Origin of the sequence: Streptococcus oralis Uo5 (assembly GCF_000253155.1) — a bacterium.
GTDB lineage: Bacteria > Bacillota > Bacilli > Lactobacillales > Streptococcaceae > Streptococcus > Streptococcus oralis_L.
The window spans coordinates 893751-909758 of the sequence record NC_015291.1; the positions used below are offsets into that span (position 1 = coordinate 893751).

The following is a 16008-nucleotide window of genomic DNA, read 5'->3' on the forward strand; positions in this document are numbered from 1 at the left end:
TATGGTTTATTTAAGAAAACTAATTGAAGAAGATTTGGTGTCTTTGTGGGAAATTGCTTATTCACAATCTAATCCAATTTGGAAGCAGTATGATGCTCCCTATTATGACGATTATCAGCATTTTCCTAATTTTCAAGAATTTAAACTCCAAAAATCAGAATCTACTCTAAACAACTCAAATCGCCTTGGTATTTTTGTTGATGATAAATTAGTTGGGACTGTTTCGCGCTACTGGGTATGTAAACAAACAAGATGGATGGAATTGGGGATTTGTATTTATGATAACAAATTTTGGAACTCTGGCATTGGAAAAGCTGCTATGCTACAGTGGATAGATCAGACATTTCAGGATTATTCGGAGTTGGAGCATCTTGGTTTGACAACTTGGTCAGGAAATTTTGGTATGATGAAATTGGCTGAAAAATTAAGAATGAAAAAAGAAGCTCATATTCCAAAAGTTCGTTATTACCAAGGCAAATATTTTGATAGTATTAAATATGGTATTTTGAGAGAAGAATGGGGTAAAATAAATGAACCTAACTATCAAACAGATGGAAACCCCTGAAGAGATAGAAGGTAAATCCTTCGTTCATTGGCAAACGTGGAGAGAGGCTTATGATGACATTTTACCTGCGGAATTTCAGGAGACGATGACATTAGAAAGATGTCGATTCTTTAGTCAAAAATATCCTAAAAATACATTGATTGCGATAGATGGCATGAAGGTAGTTGGTTTTATCAGTTATGGAAACTTTCGTGATGAGACTATTCAAGCTGGTGAAATTATTGCCTTATATGTTTTAAAAGACTATTATGGAAAAGGTATTGCTCAGAAGTTAATGAAGGAAGCTCTGACGACTCTTGAACAGTTTTCTGAAATATTTTTATGGGTATTAAAAGAGAATAAGCGAGCCATTGCTTTCTATCAAAAAATGGGTTTTACTTTTGATGGGCAAGAAAAAATACTTGACCTTGGAAAACCTATCACTGAAATTAGAATGGTACGTAAGAAATCCTCAAAATCTGAGACTTAAATACTGGTAGAATTGCGATTTTATTTTCATATTACTCAATGAACAAAAAATCACGTTTTAGCATATATTTTTAATAGAAAGAAGTTATTATGAATTTGAAAGAGAAGAATTATAAGAAGTCATCGAGCTTAGATTCTGTTCGTTTTTGGTTACAAGGTCATCGATTTATCAAATTTATGCTTGATATTATCTTTTATATCATCTTGTTCCTAGTTATAGAATTTACAACATCACAGAACAAAAGCATTCCAGCTGATTTTCGGTACAGAGAGCTTTTATTTCCCTTGCAATTGAATCTTTTTATCTTGGGTAATAGGTTTTATGCTCTCTTTTTGTCAGTGAAAACTGAAAAAGAAAGGACTCTTAAAAGATTTTGTGAACCCTTTATTTATATCAATATCCTTAGCTTCATTTTTCAACTGATTGGTGTGAGAAAAAGAGGAAGAGTCGTTCTGTCACCTTTGTTTTCACTGGAGTCATCCTATATCTGGTTTCCTATTGTCATCTACCTTCTAGTCTTGATGTTAACTTTGGCAATCTTCTTTCTCTCTAAAGGCTCAAAAAAAGGAGTAGATGAAAATGAAGATGAGTAGGCAAATGAAGTACAAGACAAAAGAAAAGCCTTCTTGGACTAAGAGGATTTTTCTTTGGATGGAAAGGCACAGAAGGATTGGTCAACTTTTGGATACGAGTGTATTATTTGGATCTATGTTTGTATCATTTCTTGCCGCCTCTTACATTAGTTACCTATTACCGAACATAAACTATCTTTCCCCCTTAAGCTTCAATCTTATCCTTCTGATCTTATCAACCTATTTCCTTGTCTTTCGTTTTAGTAGTGATAAACTTCAGAAATGGCGTTACTTTTCATGGGGATTTATTGGGTTCAATGGTCTTCTTTTTCCCTTTCATCTCTTGGTAGGTCTGAATTGGCTAGGACGTCGTAAGTCAACGAATTTCCCTCCCATAATTTCTATGGATCCAGCCTATGTCTGGGTTCCTATTGTAAGTTATCTATTTTTCTTTTTCTTGGGGCTGGGCATTCTGCTTTTGATTATACAGATAGAAAAGAGAAGAAGGAGGCGCAAATGGAACGAAAGATTAAGAAACCAAAGAAGATCAAACAACAGAACAGACAAATGAGAAAAATCCAGAAAAAGTATTCTTTGATAGCTCACGTCCACTTGTGGATAGAAAGACATTCAAAGATTTCTTCTTTTATGGATGGTGGTATAATATTATTATCTATTTTTGGTATCATGTATGTATTGTTCGGGACGTCACTTATCCCGAAACCATATCAAGAAATGTCCTATCTCTTACCAATTATTATGAATTTTGTCTTTTTGGTGCACACACTCTATCAAGGTATTTTTAGAGATGGTTTTAGCAATAAGGCTTCAGTACAAGGATTTTTAGAAACTTTTCTATTCATAAACGGACCTATTTTTCTCCTCCACTTAATTGTTGGGGTGAAAGGGAGAAATGTTAAAAAAATTCCTTCCCTATTATCTATCGATTATCGCTACATCTGGCTTCCAATTACTACCTATCTAATCTTTTTCATCATTCCAGCGATATTAATGGTCATTTTGAAATATAAGGACAAAAAGAGGAATAATCATGACAAAAGAAAATCTAACTAAGTTATTTTCATTTAAAACACTCTATTTGGCTTTGCTAGCTTTTGTGGTTCTTCATTTGATCTTGTTGGTTTTTGGCCTATCTTTTACTCCGATTTTGTGGAATAGTTGGTTTTTTATTCTTTGTTTAACCTTCCTAATCCACCCCTGGAGAATCTTTTATAGAACAAGAGATTTTCAATGGTATCACCTTATTTTTCAAATATTTAGTGGATTGGTGACATTTTACCTTTGGTTTGCAGCATTCTTTGTTTTATCAGTTATCTCGGATCCAGCCATCCCTATCAATATAGACTATCGCATACAAGATAAGGAAATCATCATTGCTAGAGGTTTTTTGGCCCGTACTACTTATGAACATCATGAATTGATCAATCCCTTTATCATGAAGTCAGAAGTAGAATATAACGAAGATACATTTTAATAACTTAGAAAGCGAGCAAATCTATGTCCCGTGCCCAAGCAACTATTTTAACCAACATCTGTCTGATTGAAGACCTCGAAACCCAGCGCGTGGTGATGCAGTATCGTTCACCCGAAAACAATCGCTGGTCTGGCTATGCCTTTCCAGGAGGACATGTTGAGAATGGCGAGGCTTTTGCCGAGTCTGTCATTCGTGAGATTTATGAAGAAACAGGTCTAACGATTCAGAATCCACAACTAGTCGGCATTAAAAACTGGCCCTTAGATACAGGTGGGCGCTACATCGTCGTTTGCTATAAAGCGACAGAGTTTACTGGAAATCTCCAATCTTCAGAAGAAGGAGAAGTATGTTGGGTGCAAAAAGACCAGATTCCAAACTTGGATCTGGCCTATGATATGTTGCCTTTGATGGAAATGATGGAAGCACCTGACAAGTCTGAGTTCTTCTATCGCCACCGTACAGAGGACGGCTGGGAAAAAGAAATTTTCTAGTCTTTTACTAAATAACCTAACTGATCCAAGGTCTCCTCGATATAGTGGAGGTCTTGTTGTGTCTCGGCTTCAACAAGGTGGTAATGGATGCCGTCTGTCAATTCAGAAAGGGGTCTAAAGTCTGAATTCTCGACTTGTTCCAGAAAGTGCTGGACATCTCGGCGGCAGGTGAGTTTGAGTAGGGTTTCAATTTCGCCATAAACGGGATGATCGATTAAGATATTTTGAACGCGTCCGCCATTATCTACAATAGCTAGAAGTTCCTGACCAATTTCTTCCAATTCATGTTTCACTTTAAAGAGTTTGTGAACGTAGGGGCTGGCATCATTTTCTTTGTAGATATAGCCACGATTGGTGGATAGGATAGGAGCTCCATCTGCTCGGAGAATAGCGATATCCTGTACAATGACTTGGCGCGTAACATGAAAGTGTTCAGCCAAGGTTTGACCATTGAGAGCTTTTGGTGCCTCTTTTAACAGTTTGAGAAGAGCTTGTTTGCGATCCTTTGTCATAGTTTTTCCTTTTAGCGACGTTTTCGAAGCACTTTATAGACAGCTAGTGCTAATGTATAGTCTACCATACTATGAACGATTGTGCCAAAACCAACTAGGACAAAGAGAACATAAAACATATTTTCAACATTTGTCCCTGAAGTAGCATAAAAGATGATACAAGCTATTACTTCAGCGATAGCATGAACAACACCCAAAACAAAGTTAAAAATCCAAGATGCCTTTGGTTTATCCAAGGTTTCAGGGAATTTCTTTAAGTACAAAGCCCCCAAAGTACCAAAAACAATGTGAGAGAAGGCACGAAGTACAATAACAGGCGGATAACCTGCCATCAGAAAACCAAGACTAGAAGCAATAATCACAAAAGCAGCCATCAAAGGCGAAAGAAACATGGCGATAAAGATGGGGATATGACTTCCCAAGGTGTAAGAAGCCGGTGGGATAACGATTTTAAAAGGCATAATGATTGGAATCAAAATCGCTATTGCAGTGAGTAAGGCAGTCATAGTCATAAACTGCGTTTTTTTCCGTATATCCATAAGAACCTCCATTTATCTGTATATACACAAGTATAGTACAATAAATTACCAATCAAGTCAAGAAGTATTATTGATTTTTCAGGAAAATTTGGTTAAAATGTGATAAAGAATAATAGGAACTGAGGAGAAATCGTGATGATACTTTTTGTTTACCTAATCGTGGTAATCGTGATAATGTCAAAACAGAAAAGCGAAGGGAAAGTAGTCTCAGGTTGGACTCGTTTCCTAGTTTATAGTTTATTAGTCCTTTCGATACTCTCTCTATTAGCAAGCAGTCTGGCTGTTTCACTCTTTAGCCTTCCTTTATTAGGTTTTCTTTTGATGGCAGCAATACTAGAAATTGCTTATTTCGTCAGATTGGTGATTGCATTTGGTTTGGTTTTACTATCACTAACCCTATACTTGGATAGCCAGAAAAGTCAGCAACCTACACCGCTTTCGCATCAACTTCTGCGCTTTGGCTTTCACATTCTATTGATGTTTCTCATGTTTTAAAAGCTAAACTCCACCTTCAGGATGAAAGTGGAGTTGTTTTTTTATTTCTTCAAGGTTTCGAGACGTGGGACAATTGCTACTGTTAGAACGGCAGAAATGACAAGCTCGGCAATTGAGTTTGTAGAAATAACGGTTGCCAGGAGTTTTTGAATATTGCCGTCGAAGACATTTCCAAAAAGGAAGAAGATTCCCCCAAGAACAAAGACGGTGTTTGTAAGGGAACCGAGAGCACCAGCAAAGATGAGACCCGTTCTGTTTTTTAATAATTTATAAACCAAGTAAGGTGTCAGACCGATCAAAATGCGAGGGACAATAGCGATAATCGCAGAATAGATGTTTCCGTTCGGTACGAAAGGTGAGAAGAGGTAGCTGGTTGGTAGAATCGTAATCGTATTTACCGTTAAGCTTAGCAGTCCCATCAAAAAACCAAGTGTAACTCCAACGCGAGGACCATAGATGATACTAGCAATAATGACTGGAATATGAACGATAGTTGGTTTAATTGGAAATGGGAAAAGATTAAATAGGAGAGAGCTCAAAAAGTGGATAACGAGCATAACTGCAAAAAAGATAGCAATTGGAGCAATGTTAGAGCGTTTGTTCATCGAGGGTTTCCTTTATTCTTTCTAAAATAGTATTCAGGTCAGCTAGGGCGCCTTTGCCGTGATCGCCACAGGCTAGTAGAGATTCTTTTGGAGAGATAATCTGATAACCATAGGTCTCTAATGTTTTTAGATTAGCCTGAGTTGCTGGATGGTCATACATTTTTGTATTCATGGCTGGTGCGACTAACTTTTTGACATGTTCTGGCAAGGCAAGTGCTGTGCTTGTCACCATGTTGTCCGCAAATCCATGGGCTAACTTTGCGATGGTATTAGCAGTAGCAGGGGCTACGATAAAAAGATCAGTTCTTTTGCCTATTTCGATATGATTGACTTGATTAGGATAGGGTTCCTGCATGACATCAAGGTGGACAGGATTGTGAGAGAGGACCTGTAGTGTCAACGGTTGGATAAACTCTGTAGCAGCCTGAGTCATTATGACAGTGACATCATGGCCTTGTTTCTTCAAGGAACTAACTAGGTCAGCTGATTTATAGGAGGCAATGGAACCTGTCACTGCGATGAGAATATTTGCCATGGCTTTCCTTTCTATGAATCGTATGCTTGAATTTTTTCAAGAAGGAGGTTTGCTATTTCCTCTTTGGTTTGAACGGTTTGGAGTTGCTCTTTTTCAACAAAGATTGCTTGATGCTGATTCGCTGAGATTTGAGTCAGGTCATTTGCAATGATCAAGTCTGCTTGGTTCTTGATAAGACTCTTTCGTGCGATCTCAATGAGATAATCTTCAGAGACATCAACCAGCAGTTTAAAGCCAATCAGATGAATGGCAGGATTCCATTCCTTGACTAGAGAGATGATTTTTGGAGTCTTTTTAAGGAACAAAACCTGAACTTCATCAGTTGAAGAAATCTTAGCTTGATGATTCTGCTTGTTTAAGAATTCTTCTAGATTGGAGCTGGCCTGAACTTCCTCAAGTCCTGTCATATAAACAGGAGTATAGTCAGACACAGCCATTGAGTGGATTAAGACCTGATATTCCTTAACAAGTTCTTGCGTCACAACTAGAAGGTCGTTGGTATTATTAATTTCTCGAATGCTTAGGTTGGGATGAGGTTCTGGCTTAAGAGCTCGTTTTGTCGTTATCAAACAAACTTCATGCCCCGCAGCAAGTAAGGTTTCTGTGATGATTTTTCCCAAGCGACCAGTAGAATGATTAGTAATAGAGCGGACACTGTCGATAGCTTCACTGGTACCGCCCGATGTGACTAAAATTTTCATAGGACTATTTTACACAAAAATAAACGGTAAGTAAAATGAAAGCATTCAAAAGAAAAATATATTATTATTGACATTTATAGTAATAAATAAGATAATGAATTTAAGTAAATTAAAAGGGGTATTATTATGGATTTTTTTAAATTTGCAGACAACATTGCAAAGGAAGCTGGTAAAGTATTGAATGATGTCGGTTCTGCTACTAGCGACGCCTTAAATGAAGCGAGTAAATTTACTGGAGAAGTTATTACTGAATCTGTAAAAACTATAGGTGAAGTCTCAAGCCAAGTTGGCAATGTTTTATCAGATGTCTCAGAGAAAGCTGTTGGAGTTGCTGGAGATGTAGCACATCAGGTAACAAACGTAACTACTGATACATTTAACGAAGCTGGGAAAATTGCGCATAATACAAAAGAACAAATTGAATCAGTAGATCTTTTTAATTCTAAACTAAGACAAGAAGCTCTTGATGGATATAATGAAGCTATTAGTTGTTATAATGAGGAAGCTGATAACTTGGCTAATAAATCAATAGAGCTTTATCAGGTTAGGGATAAAGCTATCAAAGTTGTGAAAATTGTTGAAGAAAGAATTAATAAACTAGCAAATAAACCAAAAGAGTTTGAAACAAAATTAGAAGAAATTGATGTTGAAATTCAGAATTTTGAAGATAAGCAAATTGCTATTTCACAGTCAATTAAGGAAGCTGAATTAGCAAGTGGTAGTACTGCAGCTACAGCTTCTTTAAGTGCTTTAGGAGTCACAGTTGCAACTTTAGGTCCTACTGCGGCTATGGGAGTCGCAACTACTTTTGGTGTCGCATCAACAGGAACTGCTATTTCTACTCTTTCAGGTGCAGCTGCAGAAAGTGCAGCAATAGCTTGGTTAGGTGGTGGAAGTGTAGTAGCTGGTGGAGGTGGAATGGCAGCGGGAAAGGCATTTTTAGCATTGGCTGGTCCCGTTGGTTGGGGAATTGCAGGAGTTATGTTGACCGCTTCTGTAGGCGCTGGTGTTGTAGCTAATAGGAAAAATGAAGAAGTTGCAAAAGAAGCTATAGAGGAACAGAAAAAGGTAGAATTGTTGGCTCGACAACTTAAAGAAAAAGTATTAGAAGTTACGGAATTAATAGAACTAACAGAAAAACAAACAGAAGGAATTTATTTAGCCAATTTATCTTTAACTGGAATGGACTATAGCTTATTTACAGAAGATGAAAAATATCAAGCAGGTGCTTTAGTGAATTCAACTCTATCATTGACTGCTATGGTAAATAAGGAAATTAGAATAAATGAGTAACCAAATTATTAATCAAGCTTTTAACCAAGGTATTGGAGCATATGTCAATTGTTTAAATAACTTGAGAATTCAAGATTTACATAATGCTATGAAAATCATAGAGGATGAAGCACGCAGAGTCATCTTAAACAAGGACAATGCCTCAAAGATTTTAAACTATACGAGAGAAAATATTGAAGACGTTATTTTAAAGAAGCGTGGAGGAGATTATGGTGGTCACGGCTTTATCGCTGAATTTGCAGAAGCAGGGATTGTAAATGCGAGGAGAGCCATTGAAGGGTTAAATCCTATTGTCAAAGTATTGAATGATAATGGACCAGCCGATTTATTAATTGGTAGAAATATCATTCAAATGAAGTTTTATGGTAATTTACGTGATGAACTAGCTCAATCGTTTCATTACAGTTCAAAAATGAAAATGATGTTTCCAAAAGATCACGTTCAAGTATTTGAAAAAATAATGGCTGGAGCAAAAGAAGTTGAATTGAATGGCAAGAGATTATCCATTAAACAAATTACGGATATACGCCAAATGATTAATGATATCACTGAAAGCAAGGGACTTACTTCATACAAATATTGGATGAAATCCTCTGCTCTAGATTATAAAGACGCTCAAAAAAATTCAATTCATTCTCTTATAGATTCTGAAGAGAAGAATATTCGTAAAACAGTCAGACTAAAACAACAAGAATTAAATAAAAAAAGATTAGTTGCCCAAAAACATGCATTACCAAATTTAAAAGAAGCTAACAAGGTTGCAAGAAACGCAGCTTTTTTACAGGGTGGTTTAGCATTAATGTCGACTGTGTATGGGAAATACAAAGAAGGAAAAAATATTTTTGAATTCGGACAATCAGATTGGTTAGATTGTGGATTGGACACAGCTGAAGGAGTTGTAAAGGGGGCAATATCTGGTTATTCCATTTACGGATTAACAAATGTCTTTGGTATTAGTGCTCCAAATGCTAGTGCTTTAGTTATGGCAACTTATGGAATGATAGACATTATTCTAAAGTATAGATCTACAGAAATAACCCAAGATGAATTTATGAATCTTTTGACATTAAATGTAATGGATGCTTCCTTTGCAACAATTGGTGCTTGTATTGGTCAGATCATGATTCCAATACCTGTTCTTGGTTCTGTAGTTGGTTCAATATCTACTTCAATAATTTGGGAGATAGGTAAGGGAATATTAAATGAAAGAGAACAAAGGATAATTCAAGATTACAAAGAAAATCTGAATAGTTACATAAAAACTTTAGACGAAAATTATCTTGTCATTTACAACGAAATTATAGAAAAGTATAAAAAATTGGGCGAAATACAAGCATATTCGTTTGATTTGTCAATAAATACTAAACTTAGGTTTGACTACTCTATTGAGATGGCAGAAAGTTTAGAAATTGAAGATAATAAAATTCTCCATGATTTGTCTGAAATTGATAATTTTTTTCTTGACTAGATTATTTTCACATTCTTTATAGTCTAAAACTATAAAGCCATATAAAATTTTTCAAAGGGCTCTAAAAATCTTGAAATCCAGGATATTTACGAACGTTTAGAGAGTTTATGGATGTTAAAAATCTTGTTTTGTGTTATAATGAATTATCACATTAGAGGTTAGAGGAGTTTTGAATGAAAACAGATATTGAAATCGCACAGAGTATTGAGTTGAAGCCGATCGTTGATGTTGTAGAGAAATTGGGTATTTCTTACGACGATTTGGAATTGTATGGAAAGTACAAGGCTAAGCTTAGCTTTGATAAAATTCGTGCAGTTGAGAGCAATCCAGTTGGAAAATTGATCTTGGTTACTGCTATTAACCCAACACCAGCGGGTGAAGGAAAGTCAACCATTACCATCGGTCTTGCTGATGCCTTAAACAAAATCGGCAAGAAAACCATGATTGCTATTCGCGAACCATCTCTTGGACCAGTAATGGGGATTAAGGGTGGTGCAGCCGGTGGTGGTTATGCCCAAGTGTTGCCAATGGAGGACATCAACCTTCACTTTACCGGGGATATGCATGCCATTACAACTGCTAACAATGCTCTTTCTGCCTTGATTGACAATCACTTGCACCAAGGAAATGAGCTGGGAATCGACCAACGTCGTATTCTCTGGAAACGTGTAGTGGACTTGAACGACCGCGCCCTTCGTCATGTGACCGTTGGACTTGGTGGTCCTCTAAACGGTATTCCTCGTGAGGATGGTTTTGATATTACCGTTGCTTCAGAAATCATGGCCATTCTTTGCTTGGCAACGGACATCGAGGACTTGAAACGTCGTTTGGCGAATATCGTTATTGGCTATCGTTACGATCGTACGCCAGTTTCTGTTGGTGATTTGCAGGTTGAGGGGGCTTTAGCATTGATTTTGAAAGATGCTATCAAACCGAACTTGGTTCAGACAATTTACGGTACACCTGCCTTTGTACATGGTGGTCCATTTGCCAATATCGCTCATGGATGTAACTCTGTTTTGGCAACAAGCACAGCCCTTCGCTTAGCGGACTACACAGTTACTGAAGCTGGTTTTGGTGCGGACCTTGGTGCTGAGAAATTCCTTGACATTAAGACACCAAACTTGCCAACATCTCCAGATGCAGTTGTCATCGTCGCAACCCTTCGTGCCCTTAAGATGAATGGTGGTGTAGCTAAAGATGCTTTGACAGAGGAAAATGTAGAAGCAGTTCGCGCAGGTTTTGCTAACTTGAAACGCCACGTTGAAAATATTCGTAAGTTTGGTATTCCAGCAGTTGTTGCGATTAATGAATTTGTCACTGATACAGAAGCTGAAATTGCAGCCTTGAAAGAACTTTGTGCTTCTATTGATGTGCCAGTTGAACTAGCAAGTGTCTGGGCTGATGGGGCAGAAGGTGGTGTAGCACTTGCCGAAACACTTGTCAAGACAATCTCTGAAAATCCAGCCAACTATACTCGTCTTTATGACAACGACCTTTCTGTCCAAGAAAAGATTGAAAAGATTGTTACTGAAATCTATCGCGGTACAAAAGTCAACTTTGAAAAGAAAGCTCAAACGCAAATCGCCCAAATCGTTCAGAATGGTTGGGACAAATTGCCAATCTGTATGGCTAAAACTCAGTACAGTTTCTCTGATAATCCAAATGCACTTGGAGCTCCAGAAAACTTTGAAATTACCATCCGTGAATTGGTACCCAAATTAGGTGCAGGCTTCATTGTTGCCCTAACTGGTGATGTTATGACCATGCCAGGACTTCCAAAACGTCCAGCCGCTCTTAATATGGATGTTGAAAGTGATGGAACGGTCCTAGGCTTGTTCTAATGATATAGATTATTTTAAATGAGTTTGGAAAAGCTTTCCAAACTCATTTTCTTGTCTAGATATGAGGAGTTGTCTTCAGTTGATGAAAGGTTTGTTTTCTAGACACAATCAGTCTAGGTAAAGATATTTTCCATGATTTTTGATATAATAGAAACATTGACTTCAAGAGTAAGGAAGAGAAGATGAACGCATTATTAAATGGAATGAATGACCGTCAGGCTGAGGCGGTGCAAACAACAGAAGGGCCCTTGTTAATCATGGCAGGAGCCGGTTCTGGTAAGACTCGTGTTTTAACTCACAGAATCGCCTACTTGATTGATGAAAAAATGGTTAATCCTTGGAATATCTTGGCCATTACCTTTACCAATAAGGCTGCGCGTGAGATGAAGGAGCGTGCCTATGGGCTCAATCCAGCTACTCAGGACTGTCTGATTGCGACCTTTCACTCCATGTGTGTTCGTATCCTGCGTCGCGATGCAGATCATATTGGCTACAACCGCAATTTTACCATAGTAGATCCCGGAGAACAGCGAACCCTCATGAAACGCATTCTCAAGCAGTTAAACTTGGATCCTAAAAAATGGAATGAACGGACCATTTTGGGAACCATTTCCAATGCTAAGAATGACCTGATTGATGATGTCGCATATGCTGCTCAAGCTGGTGATATGTATACGCAAATCGTGGCCCAGTGTTATACGGCTTATCAGAAGGAGCTTCGCCAGTCTGAGTCTGTTGACTTTGATGATTTGATTATGCTGACTCTGCGTCTCTTTGATCAGAATCCTGATGTTCTGACCTACTATCAGCAGAAGTTCCAGTACATTCACGTTGATGAGTACCAAGATACCAACCATGCACAGTACCAACTGGTCAAACTTTTGGCTTCACGCTTTAAAAACATCTGCGTGGTCGGTGATGCAGACCAATCTATCTACGGTTGGCGTGGGGCTGATATGCAGAATATTTTGGATTTCGAGAAAGATTACCCTAACGCCAAGGTTGTTTTGTTAGAGGAAAATTATCGTTCAACAAAAACCATTCTCCAAGCAGCCAACGATGTCATCAAAAATAATCAAAATCGCCGCCCCAAGAATCTCTGGACTCAGAATGCGGATGGAGAGCAGATTATTTACTATCGCGCAAATGACGAACAGGATGAGGCTATCTTTGTAGCTAAAACCATTGATGAGCTTGGTCGTAGTCAAAACTTCCTCCACAAGGATTTTGCAGTTCTTTATCGGACTAATGCACAATCCCGTACTATTGAGGAGGCCCTCCTAAAGTCCAATATTCCTTATACTATGGTCGGCGGGACCAAGTTCTACAGCCGTAAGGAAATCCGTGATATTATCGCCTACCTTAATCTCATTGCCAATCTGAGTGACAATATCAGTTTTGAGCGCATTATTAACGAACCTAAACGCGGAATCGGCCCAGGAACCGTTGAGAAAATTCGCGACTTTGCGAATATGCAAGATATGTCTATGCTGGATGCTTCAGCAAATATCATGTTATCAGGAATCAAGGGTAAGGCAGCTCAGTCTATCTGGGAGTTCGCCAATATGATTCTGGATTTTCGGGAGCAACTGGACCAATTAACCATCACCGAGCTGGTGGAGGCTGTTCTAGAAAAAACAGGTTATGTCGATATTCTTAATGCTCAGGCAACCTTGGAAAGCAAGGCGCGGGTTGAAAATATCGAAGAGTTCCTATCTGTTACCAAGAACTTTGATGACAATCCTGATAGTCAAGAAGAAGAAACAGGTTTAGATAAACTCAGTCGTTTCTTGAATGACTTAGCCTTGATTGCGGACACGGATTCGGGCAGTCAGGAGACATCAGAAGTAACCTTGATGACCCTCCATGCAGCGAAAGGACTCGAGTTCCCAGTTGTCTTTATCATTGGGATGGAGGAGAATGTCTTTCCGCTTAGCCGTGCAGCTGAAGATCCAGATGAGCTAGAAGAAGAACGCCGTTTGGCCTATGTAGGTATCACACGTGCTGAAAAAATCCTCTATCTGACCAATGCCAACTCTCGCTTGCTTTTTGGGCGTACCAACTACAATCGTCCAACACGTTTCATCAATGAAATCAGTTCGGACTTACTTGACTATCAAGGCTTGGCCCGTCCAGCTAATACCAGCTTCAAGGCATCTTATAGCAGTGGTGGCGTGGCCTTCGGTCAAGGTATGAGCCTAGCCCAGGCCCTTCAAGAACGAAAACGCAATGCTGCACCAAGCTCTATCCAGTCAAGTGCTCTCCCATTTGGACAGTTTACATCCGGAAATAAAAAAGATTCAAGCGATACCAACTGGTCTATCGGAGATATTGCTCTTCACAAGAAATGGGGAGAGGGAACTGTTCTGGAAGTCTCTGGTAGCGGTGATACTCAGGAACTGAAAATTAACTTCCCAGAAGTAGGACTTAAAAAACTCCTAGCCAGCGTTGCTCCAATTGAGAAAAAAATCTAATTTTTCATCCTCCTCACGAATAATAAAGTGAGGAGGATTTTTATGTACAGTATTTCATTCCAAGAAGATTCGCTCTTGCCTAGAGAAAGACTAGTTAAAGAAGGAGTAGAGGCTCTAAGCAATCAAGAGTTGTTAGCTATTTTGCTCAGAACAGGAACGCGTCAGGCTAATGTCTTTGAAATTGCCCAGAGAGTCTTGAATAGTCTTAACAGTCTAACTGATCTGAAAAATATGACCCTGCAGGAATTGCAGAGTCTGTCTGGTATTGGACGGATTAAGGCCATTGAACTACAAGCAGTGATTGAACTGGGGCATCGTATTCATAAACATGAAACCCTTGAGATGGAAAGTATTCTCAGTAGTCAAAAGCTAGCCAAGAAAATGCAACAGGAACTTGGCGACAAAAAACAAGAGCACCTAGTGGCGCTCTATCTCAATACTCAAAATCAAATCATTCATCAACAGACCATCTTTATCGGATCCGCGACACGCAGCATTGCTGAACCGAGGGAAATCCTTCACTATGCTTTGAAGCATATGGCTACCTCAGTGATACTCGTTCACAATCATCCATCAGGTGCTGTATCTCCTAGTCGAAACGACGACCATGTCACTAAACTAGTCAAGGAAGCCTGCGAATTGATGGGAATTGTTTTCTTGGACCATTTGATTGTCTCTCACTCTGATTACTTTAGTTACCGCGAAAAGACGGATTTGATTTAAGATTACACATGATCTTACTCAATCACTTTTAAAACATAGGAATCTACTTCTGCCATATTGATAACAGGAAGAGGTTTTATCGTGGGTACAAGTAAATTTTCTTGAACGATAAAGTCGACAATCGCATTGAAATCTTCGATTTTATAATATCTTTTTTTATGAATGAGAATATCTCTGTAAAAGTAAAGACTTGAACGAAATTTACTTTTTAGTTTGGCATCTGCCTTTTTACAAAATAGTTTTGCCTTTTTAGACATTTCTTTCAGCTGTTTTTCTTTTTCTTTTTGAGATAGTTTATCGAAATTCTCTTTATTCTCAGAAAAAGATTGGTAACTTTCCGCTGTTAAAAGTCTATAGAGATTAGAAAGATGAAAGCAAACTGTTATTTCTTTTTCATTGTTTGATAAGAAAAGATTAGCTTCCTTTTCCTTATAAGATATGAAAACATTAGCTTCTATATCTCTCAAAATCTCATGAGTAGAAGGTATTTTAATTTCATTCATGTTTTAATAACCTATTTATAAGTCCTAGAGTTCGTTAACAACATAGTCAAATAGCGTTTTATCTTTGGGGCGATTTTCAAATAAAAATTCAGGATGCCATTGAACACCAAGATAAGGGAAACCGTCCGTAGTTGTCACAGCCTCAATGATTCCATCTTTAGGATCATGTGCTACAACCTTAAGATTTGAAGCTAGATCTTTAATACTCTGGTGGTGGAAGGAGTTGATGTGAGAGATTTCTCCATAGATTTCTCGGAGAATGGTATCAGGTTCCGTTACGAGGCGTTGGGTCGTGTATTCGGCTGAACAGTCCTGCCAATGCTCCTCGATATCTTGGTGAAGCGTGCCCCCCATAGCGACATTGAAAAGTTGAGTACCTCGACAAACAGAGAAAATTGGTTTCTTTTGTTTAATCGCTTCTTTGATAAGTGCTAGTTCAAAAATATCTCTTTGAAGGTGGTAGTCATCACTATCAATAGCCTTTGGTTCACCATAGTATTTTGGATCAACATTTTGCCCACCCGTCAGGATGAGCTTATCAATGATACTGATGTAATAGGCAGCCATTTCTTGATCACCAATCGGTAGGATGATTGGAATTCCGCCAGCGTCCTTGACTCCTTCAACAAAGCCCTTTGCTGCATAGCTCATCATGATGTCATCATCTGGATGAGCTTTTTCATTTCCTGTAATCCCAATAACTGGTTTTTTCATAAATGCTTTC

Annotated in this window: 19 protein-coding genes; 12 read left to right on the forward strand and 7 right to left on the reverse strand. The window is 38.3% G+C overall.

What is annotated here, in order from left to right:
* Position 1 precedes the first annotated feature (1 nt).
* The 6 genes from SOR_RS04480 to SOR_RS04510 all read left to right on the forward strand — a co-directional run bounded on the left by SOR_RS04480 (position 2) and on the right by SOR_RS04510 (position 3592).
* A complete protein-coding gene (locus SOR_RS04480; protein ID WP_000262761.1) occupies positions 2-565 on the forward strand; it encodes a GNAT family N-acetyltransferase in 564 nt (187 codons plus the stop codon).
* A complete protein-coding gene (locus SOR_RS04485) occupies positions 531-1034 on the forward strand; it encodes a GNAT family N-acetyltransferase (protein ID WP_001054578.1) in 504 nt (167 codons plus the stop codon). The genes SOR_RS04480 and SOR_RS04485 overlap by 35 nt, the downstream gene beginning before the upstream one ends.
* An 89-nt stretch (positions 1035-1123) precedes the next feature.
* Entirely contained in the window at positions 1124-1627 is a 504-nt protein-coding gene (locus tag SOR_RS04490; protein WP_001049352.1) for a hypothetical protein, read from the forward strand.
* Between the two features lie 495 nt (positions 1628-2122).
* The gene (locus SOR_RS04500; protein ID WP_000439990.1) at positions 2123-2680 is read left to right on the forward strand and encodes a hypothetical protein; all 558 of its coding nucleotides are present in this window, start codon (positions 2123-2125) and stop codon (positions 2678-2680) included.
* On the forward strand, positions 2658-3101 hold the full coding sequence (locus SOR_RS04505; protein ID WP_000159688.1) for a hypothetical protein: 444 nt from the start codon (positions 2658-2660) through the stop codon (positions 3099-3101). Before SOR_RS04500 ends, SOR_RS04505 begins: the two co-directional genes overlap by 23 nt.
* A 23-nt stretch (positions 3102-3124) precedes the next feature.
* Entirely contained in the window at positions 3125-3592 is a 468-nt protein-coding gene (locus SOR_RS04510) for an 8-oxo-dGTP diphosphatase (protein ID WP_000085294.1), read from the forward strand.
* Here SOR_RS04510 and SOR_RS04515 read toward each other — a convergent pair.
* A complete protein-coding gene (locus SOR_RS04515) occupies positions 3589-4104 on the reverse strand; it encodes a transcription repressor NadR (protein WP_000159159.1) in 516 nt (171 codons plus the stop codon). The two genes, SOR_RS04510 and SOR_RS04515, sit on opposite strands and share 4 nt — an antisense overlap.
* Positions 4105-4115: 11 nt before the next feature.
* Positions 4116-4643, reverse strand: coding sequence for an ECF transporter S component (locus SOR_RS04520; RefSeq protein ID WP_000354644.1), 528 nt, complete (start codon positions 4641-4643; stop codon positions 4116-4118).
* Between the two features lie 135 nt (positions 4644-4778).
* Between SOR_RS04520 and SOR_RS04525 the strand changes: the two genes are divergently transcribed.
* Positions 4779-5138 carry a hypothetical protein gene (locus SOR_RS04525; protein ID WP_000600202.1) on the forward strand — a complete coding sequence of 120 codons (360 nt, stop codon included), beginning with the start codon at positions 4779-4781 and terminating at the stop codon, positions 5136-5138.
* A 41-nt stretch (positions 5139-5179) separates the two neighbouring features.
* On the opposite strand, the gene SOR_RS04530 is transcribed toward SOR_RS04525, so the two are convergent.
* Genes SOR_RS04530 through coaB form a run of 3 tightly spaced genes read right to left on the reverse strand, consistent with a single transcriptional unit; the run spans position 5180 to position 6979 of the window.
* Positions 5180-5743, reverse strand: a complete 564-nt coding sequence (locus SOR_RS04530) for an ECF transporter S component (RefSeq protein ID WP_001042716.1) — start codon at positions 5741-5743, stop codon at positions 5180-5182.
* The gene (coaC, locus tag SOR_RS04535) at positions 5727-6278 is read right to left on the reverse strand and encodes a phosphopantothenoylcysteine decarboxylase (RefSeq protein ID WP_001274055.1); all 552 of its coding nucleotides are present in this window, start codon (positions 6276-6278) and stop codon (positions 5727-5729) included. The genes SOR_RS04530 and coaC overlap by 17 nt, the downstream gene beginning before the upstream one ends.
* A gap of 11 nt (positions 6279-6289) precedes the next feature.
* Positions 6290-6979, reverse strand: coding sequence for a phosphopantothenate--cysteine ligase (gene coaB, locus SOR_RS04540; protein ID WP_000699515.1), 690 nt, complete (start codon positions 6977-6979; stop codon positions 6290-6292).
* Positions 6980-7105: 126 nt separating this feature from the next.
* Here coaB and SOR_RS04545 point away from each other — a divergent pair, with 126 nt between their 5' ends.
* The 5 genes from SOR_RS04545 to radC all read left to right on the forward strand — a co-directional run bounded on the left by SOR_RS04545 (position 7106) and on the right by radC (position 14781).
* Entirely contained in the window at positions 7106-8272 is a 1167-nt protein-coding gene (locus SOR_RS04545) for a hypothetical protein (RefSeq protein WP_000345293.1), read from the forward strand.
* Positions 8265-9740, forward strand: coding sequence for a hypothetical protein (locus tag SOR_RS04550; RefSeq protein WP_000070721.1), 1476 nt, complete (start codon positions 8265-8267; stop codon positions 9738-9740). The genes SOR_RS04545 and SOR_RS04550 overlap by 8 nt, the downstream gene beginning before the upstream one ends.
* A gap of 173 nt (positions 9741-9913) precedes the next feature.
* A complete protein-coding gene (locus tag SOR_RS04555) occupies positions 9914-11584 on the forward strand; it encodes a formate--tetrahydrofolate ligase (protein WP_000845256.1) in 1671 nt (556 codons plus the stop codon).
* Positions 11585-11766: 182 nt separating this feature from the next.
* Positions 11767-14058, forward strand: a complete 2292-nt coding sequence (gene pcrA, locus SOR_RS04560; protein ID WP_000992898.1) for a DNA helicase PcrA — start codon at positions 11767-11769, stop codon at positions 14056-14058.
* Between the two features lie 42 nt (positions 14059-14100).
* Positions 14101-14781, forward strand: a complete 681-nt coding sequence (radC, locus tag SOR_RS04565; protein ID WP_000286944.1) for a RadC family protein — start codon at positions 14101-14103, stop codon at positions 14779-14781.
* A gap of 14 nt (positions 14782-14795) precedes the next feature.
* Here radC and SOR_RS04570 read toward each other — a convergent pair whose 3' ends face one another.
* Together SOR_RS04570 and SOR_RS04575 are read right to left on the reverse strand one after the other, a co-directional pair.
* Complete coding sequence (locus SOR_RS04570) at positions 14796-15284, reverse strand: hypothetical protein (protein WP_001002679.1); 489 nt, start codon at positions 15282-15284, stop codon at positions 14796-14798.
* Positions 15285-15308: 24 nt separating this feature from the next.
* Positions 15309-15998, reverse strand: a complete 690-nt coding sequence (locus SOR_RS04575) for a gamma-glutamyl-gamma-aminobutyrate hydrolase family protein (protein ID WP_000743313.1) — start codon at positions 15996-15998, stop codon at positions 15309-15311.
* Positions 15999-16008: the final 10 nt, after the last annotated feature.

Excerpts from the sequence above, each read along its gene's own strand:
- SOR_RS04525 (WP_000600202.1), top strand. The coding sequence starts at position 4,779 with ATGATACTTTTTGTTTACCTAATCGTGGTAATCGTGATAATGTCAAAA.
- SOR_RS04550 (WP_000070721.1), top strand. The coding sequence starts at position 8,265 with ATGAGTAACCAAATTATTAATCAAGCTTTTAACCAAGGTATTGGAGCA.
- SOR_RS04575 (WP_000743313.1), bottom strand. The coding sequence starts at position 15,998 with ATGAAAAAACCAGTTATTGGGATTACAGGAAATGAAAAAGCTCATCCA.
- SOR_RS04545 (WP_000345293.1), top strand. The coding sequence starts at position 7,106 with ATGGATTTTTTTAAATTTGCAGACAACATTGCAAAGGAAGCTGGTAAA.
- SOR_RS04490 (WP_001049352.1), top strand. The coding sequence starts at position 1,124 with ATGAATTTGAAAGAGAAGAATTATAAGAAGTCATCGAGCTTAGATTCT.
- SOR_RS04570 (WP_001002679.1), bottom strand. The coding sequence starts at position 15,284 with ATGAATGAAATTAAAATACCTTCTACTCATGAGATTTTGAGAGATATA.
- SOR_RS04515 (WP_000159159.1), bottom strand. The coding sequence starts at position 4,104 with ATGACAAAGGATCGCAAACAAGCTCTTCTCAAACTGTTAAAAGAGGCA.
- SOR_RS04530 (WP_001042716.1), bottom strand. The coding sequence starts at position 5,743 with ATGAACAAACGCTCTAACATTGCTCCAATTGCTATCTTTTTTGCAGTT.
- radC (WP_000286944.1), top strand. The coding sequence starts at position 14,101 with ATGTACAGTATTTCATTCCAAGAAGATTCGCTCTTGCCTAGAGAAAGA.
- SOR_RS04555 (WP_000845256.1), top strand. The coding sequence starts at position 9,914 with ATGAAAACAGATATTGAAATCGCACAGAGTATTGAGTTGAAGCCGATC.
- coaC (WP_001274055.1), bottom strand. The coding sequence starts at position 6,278 with ATGGCAAATATTCTCATCGCAGTGACAGGTTCCATTGCCTCCTATAAA.
- coaB (WP_000699515.1), bottom strand. The coding sequence starts at position 6,979 with ATGAAAATTTTAGTCACATCGGGCGGTACCAGTGAAGCTATCGACAGT.
- SOR_RS04510 (WP_000085294.1), top strand. The coding sequence starts at position 3,125 with ATGTCCCGTGCCCAAGCAACTATTTTAACCAACATCTGTCTGATTGAA.
- SOR_RS04505 (WP_000159688.1), top strand. The coding sequence starts at position 2,658 with ATGACAAAAGAAAATCTAACTAAGTTATTTTCATTTAAAACACTCTAT.
- pcrA (WP_000992898.1), top strand. The coding sequence starts at position 11,767 with ATGAACGCATTATTAAATGGAATGAATGACCGTCAGGCTGAGGCGGTG.
- SOR_RS04520 (WP_000354644.1), bottom strand. The coding sequence starts at position 4,643 with ATGGATATACGGAAAAAAACGCAGTTTATGACTATGACTGCCTTACTC.
- SOR_RS04485 (WP_001054578.1), top strand. The coding sequence starts at position 531 with ATGAACCTAACTATCAAACAGATGGAAACCCCTGAAGAGATAGAAGGT.
- SOR_RS04480 (WP_000262761.1), top strand. The coding sequence starts at position 2 with ATGGTTTATTTAAGAAAACTAATTGAAGAAGATTTGGTGTCTTTGTGG.
- SOR_RS04500 (WP_000439990.1), top strand. The coding sequence starts at position 2,123 with ATGGAACGAAAGATTAAGAAACCAAAGAAGATCAAACAACAGAACAGA.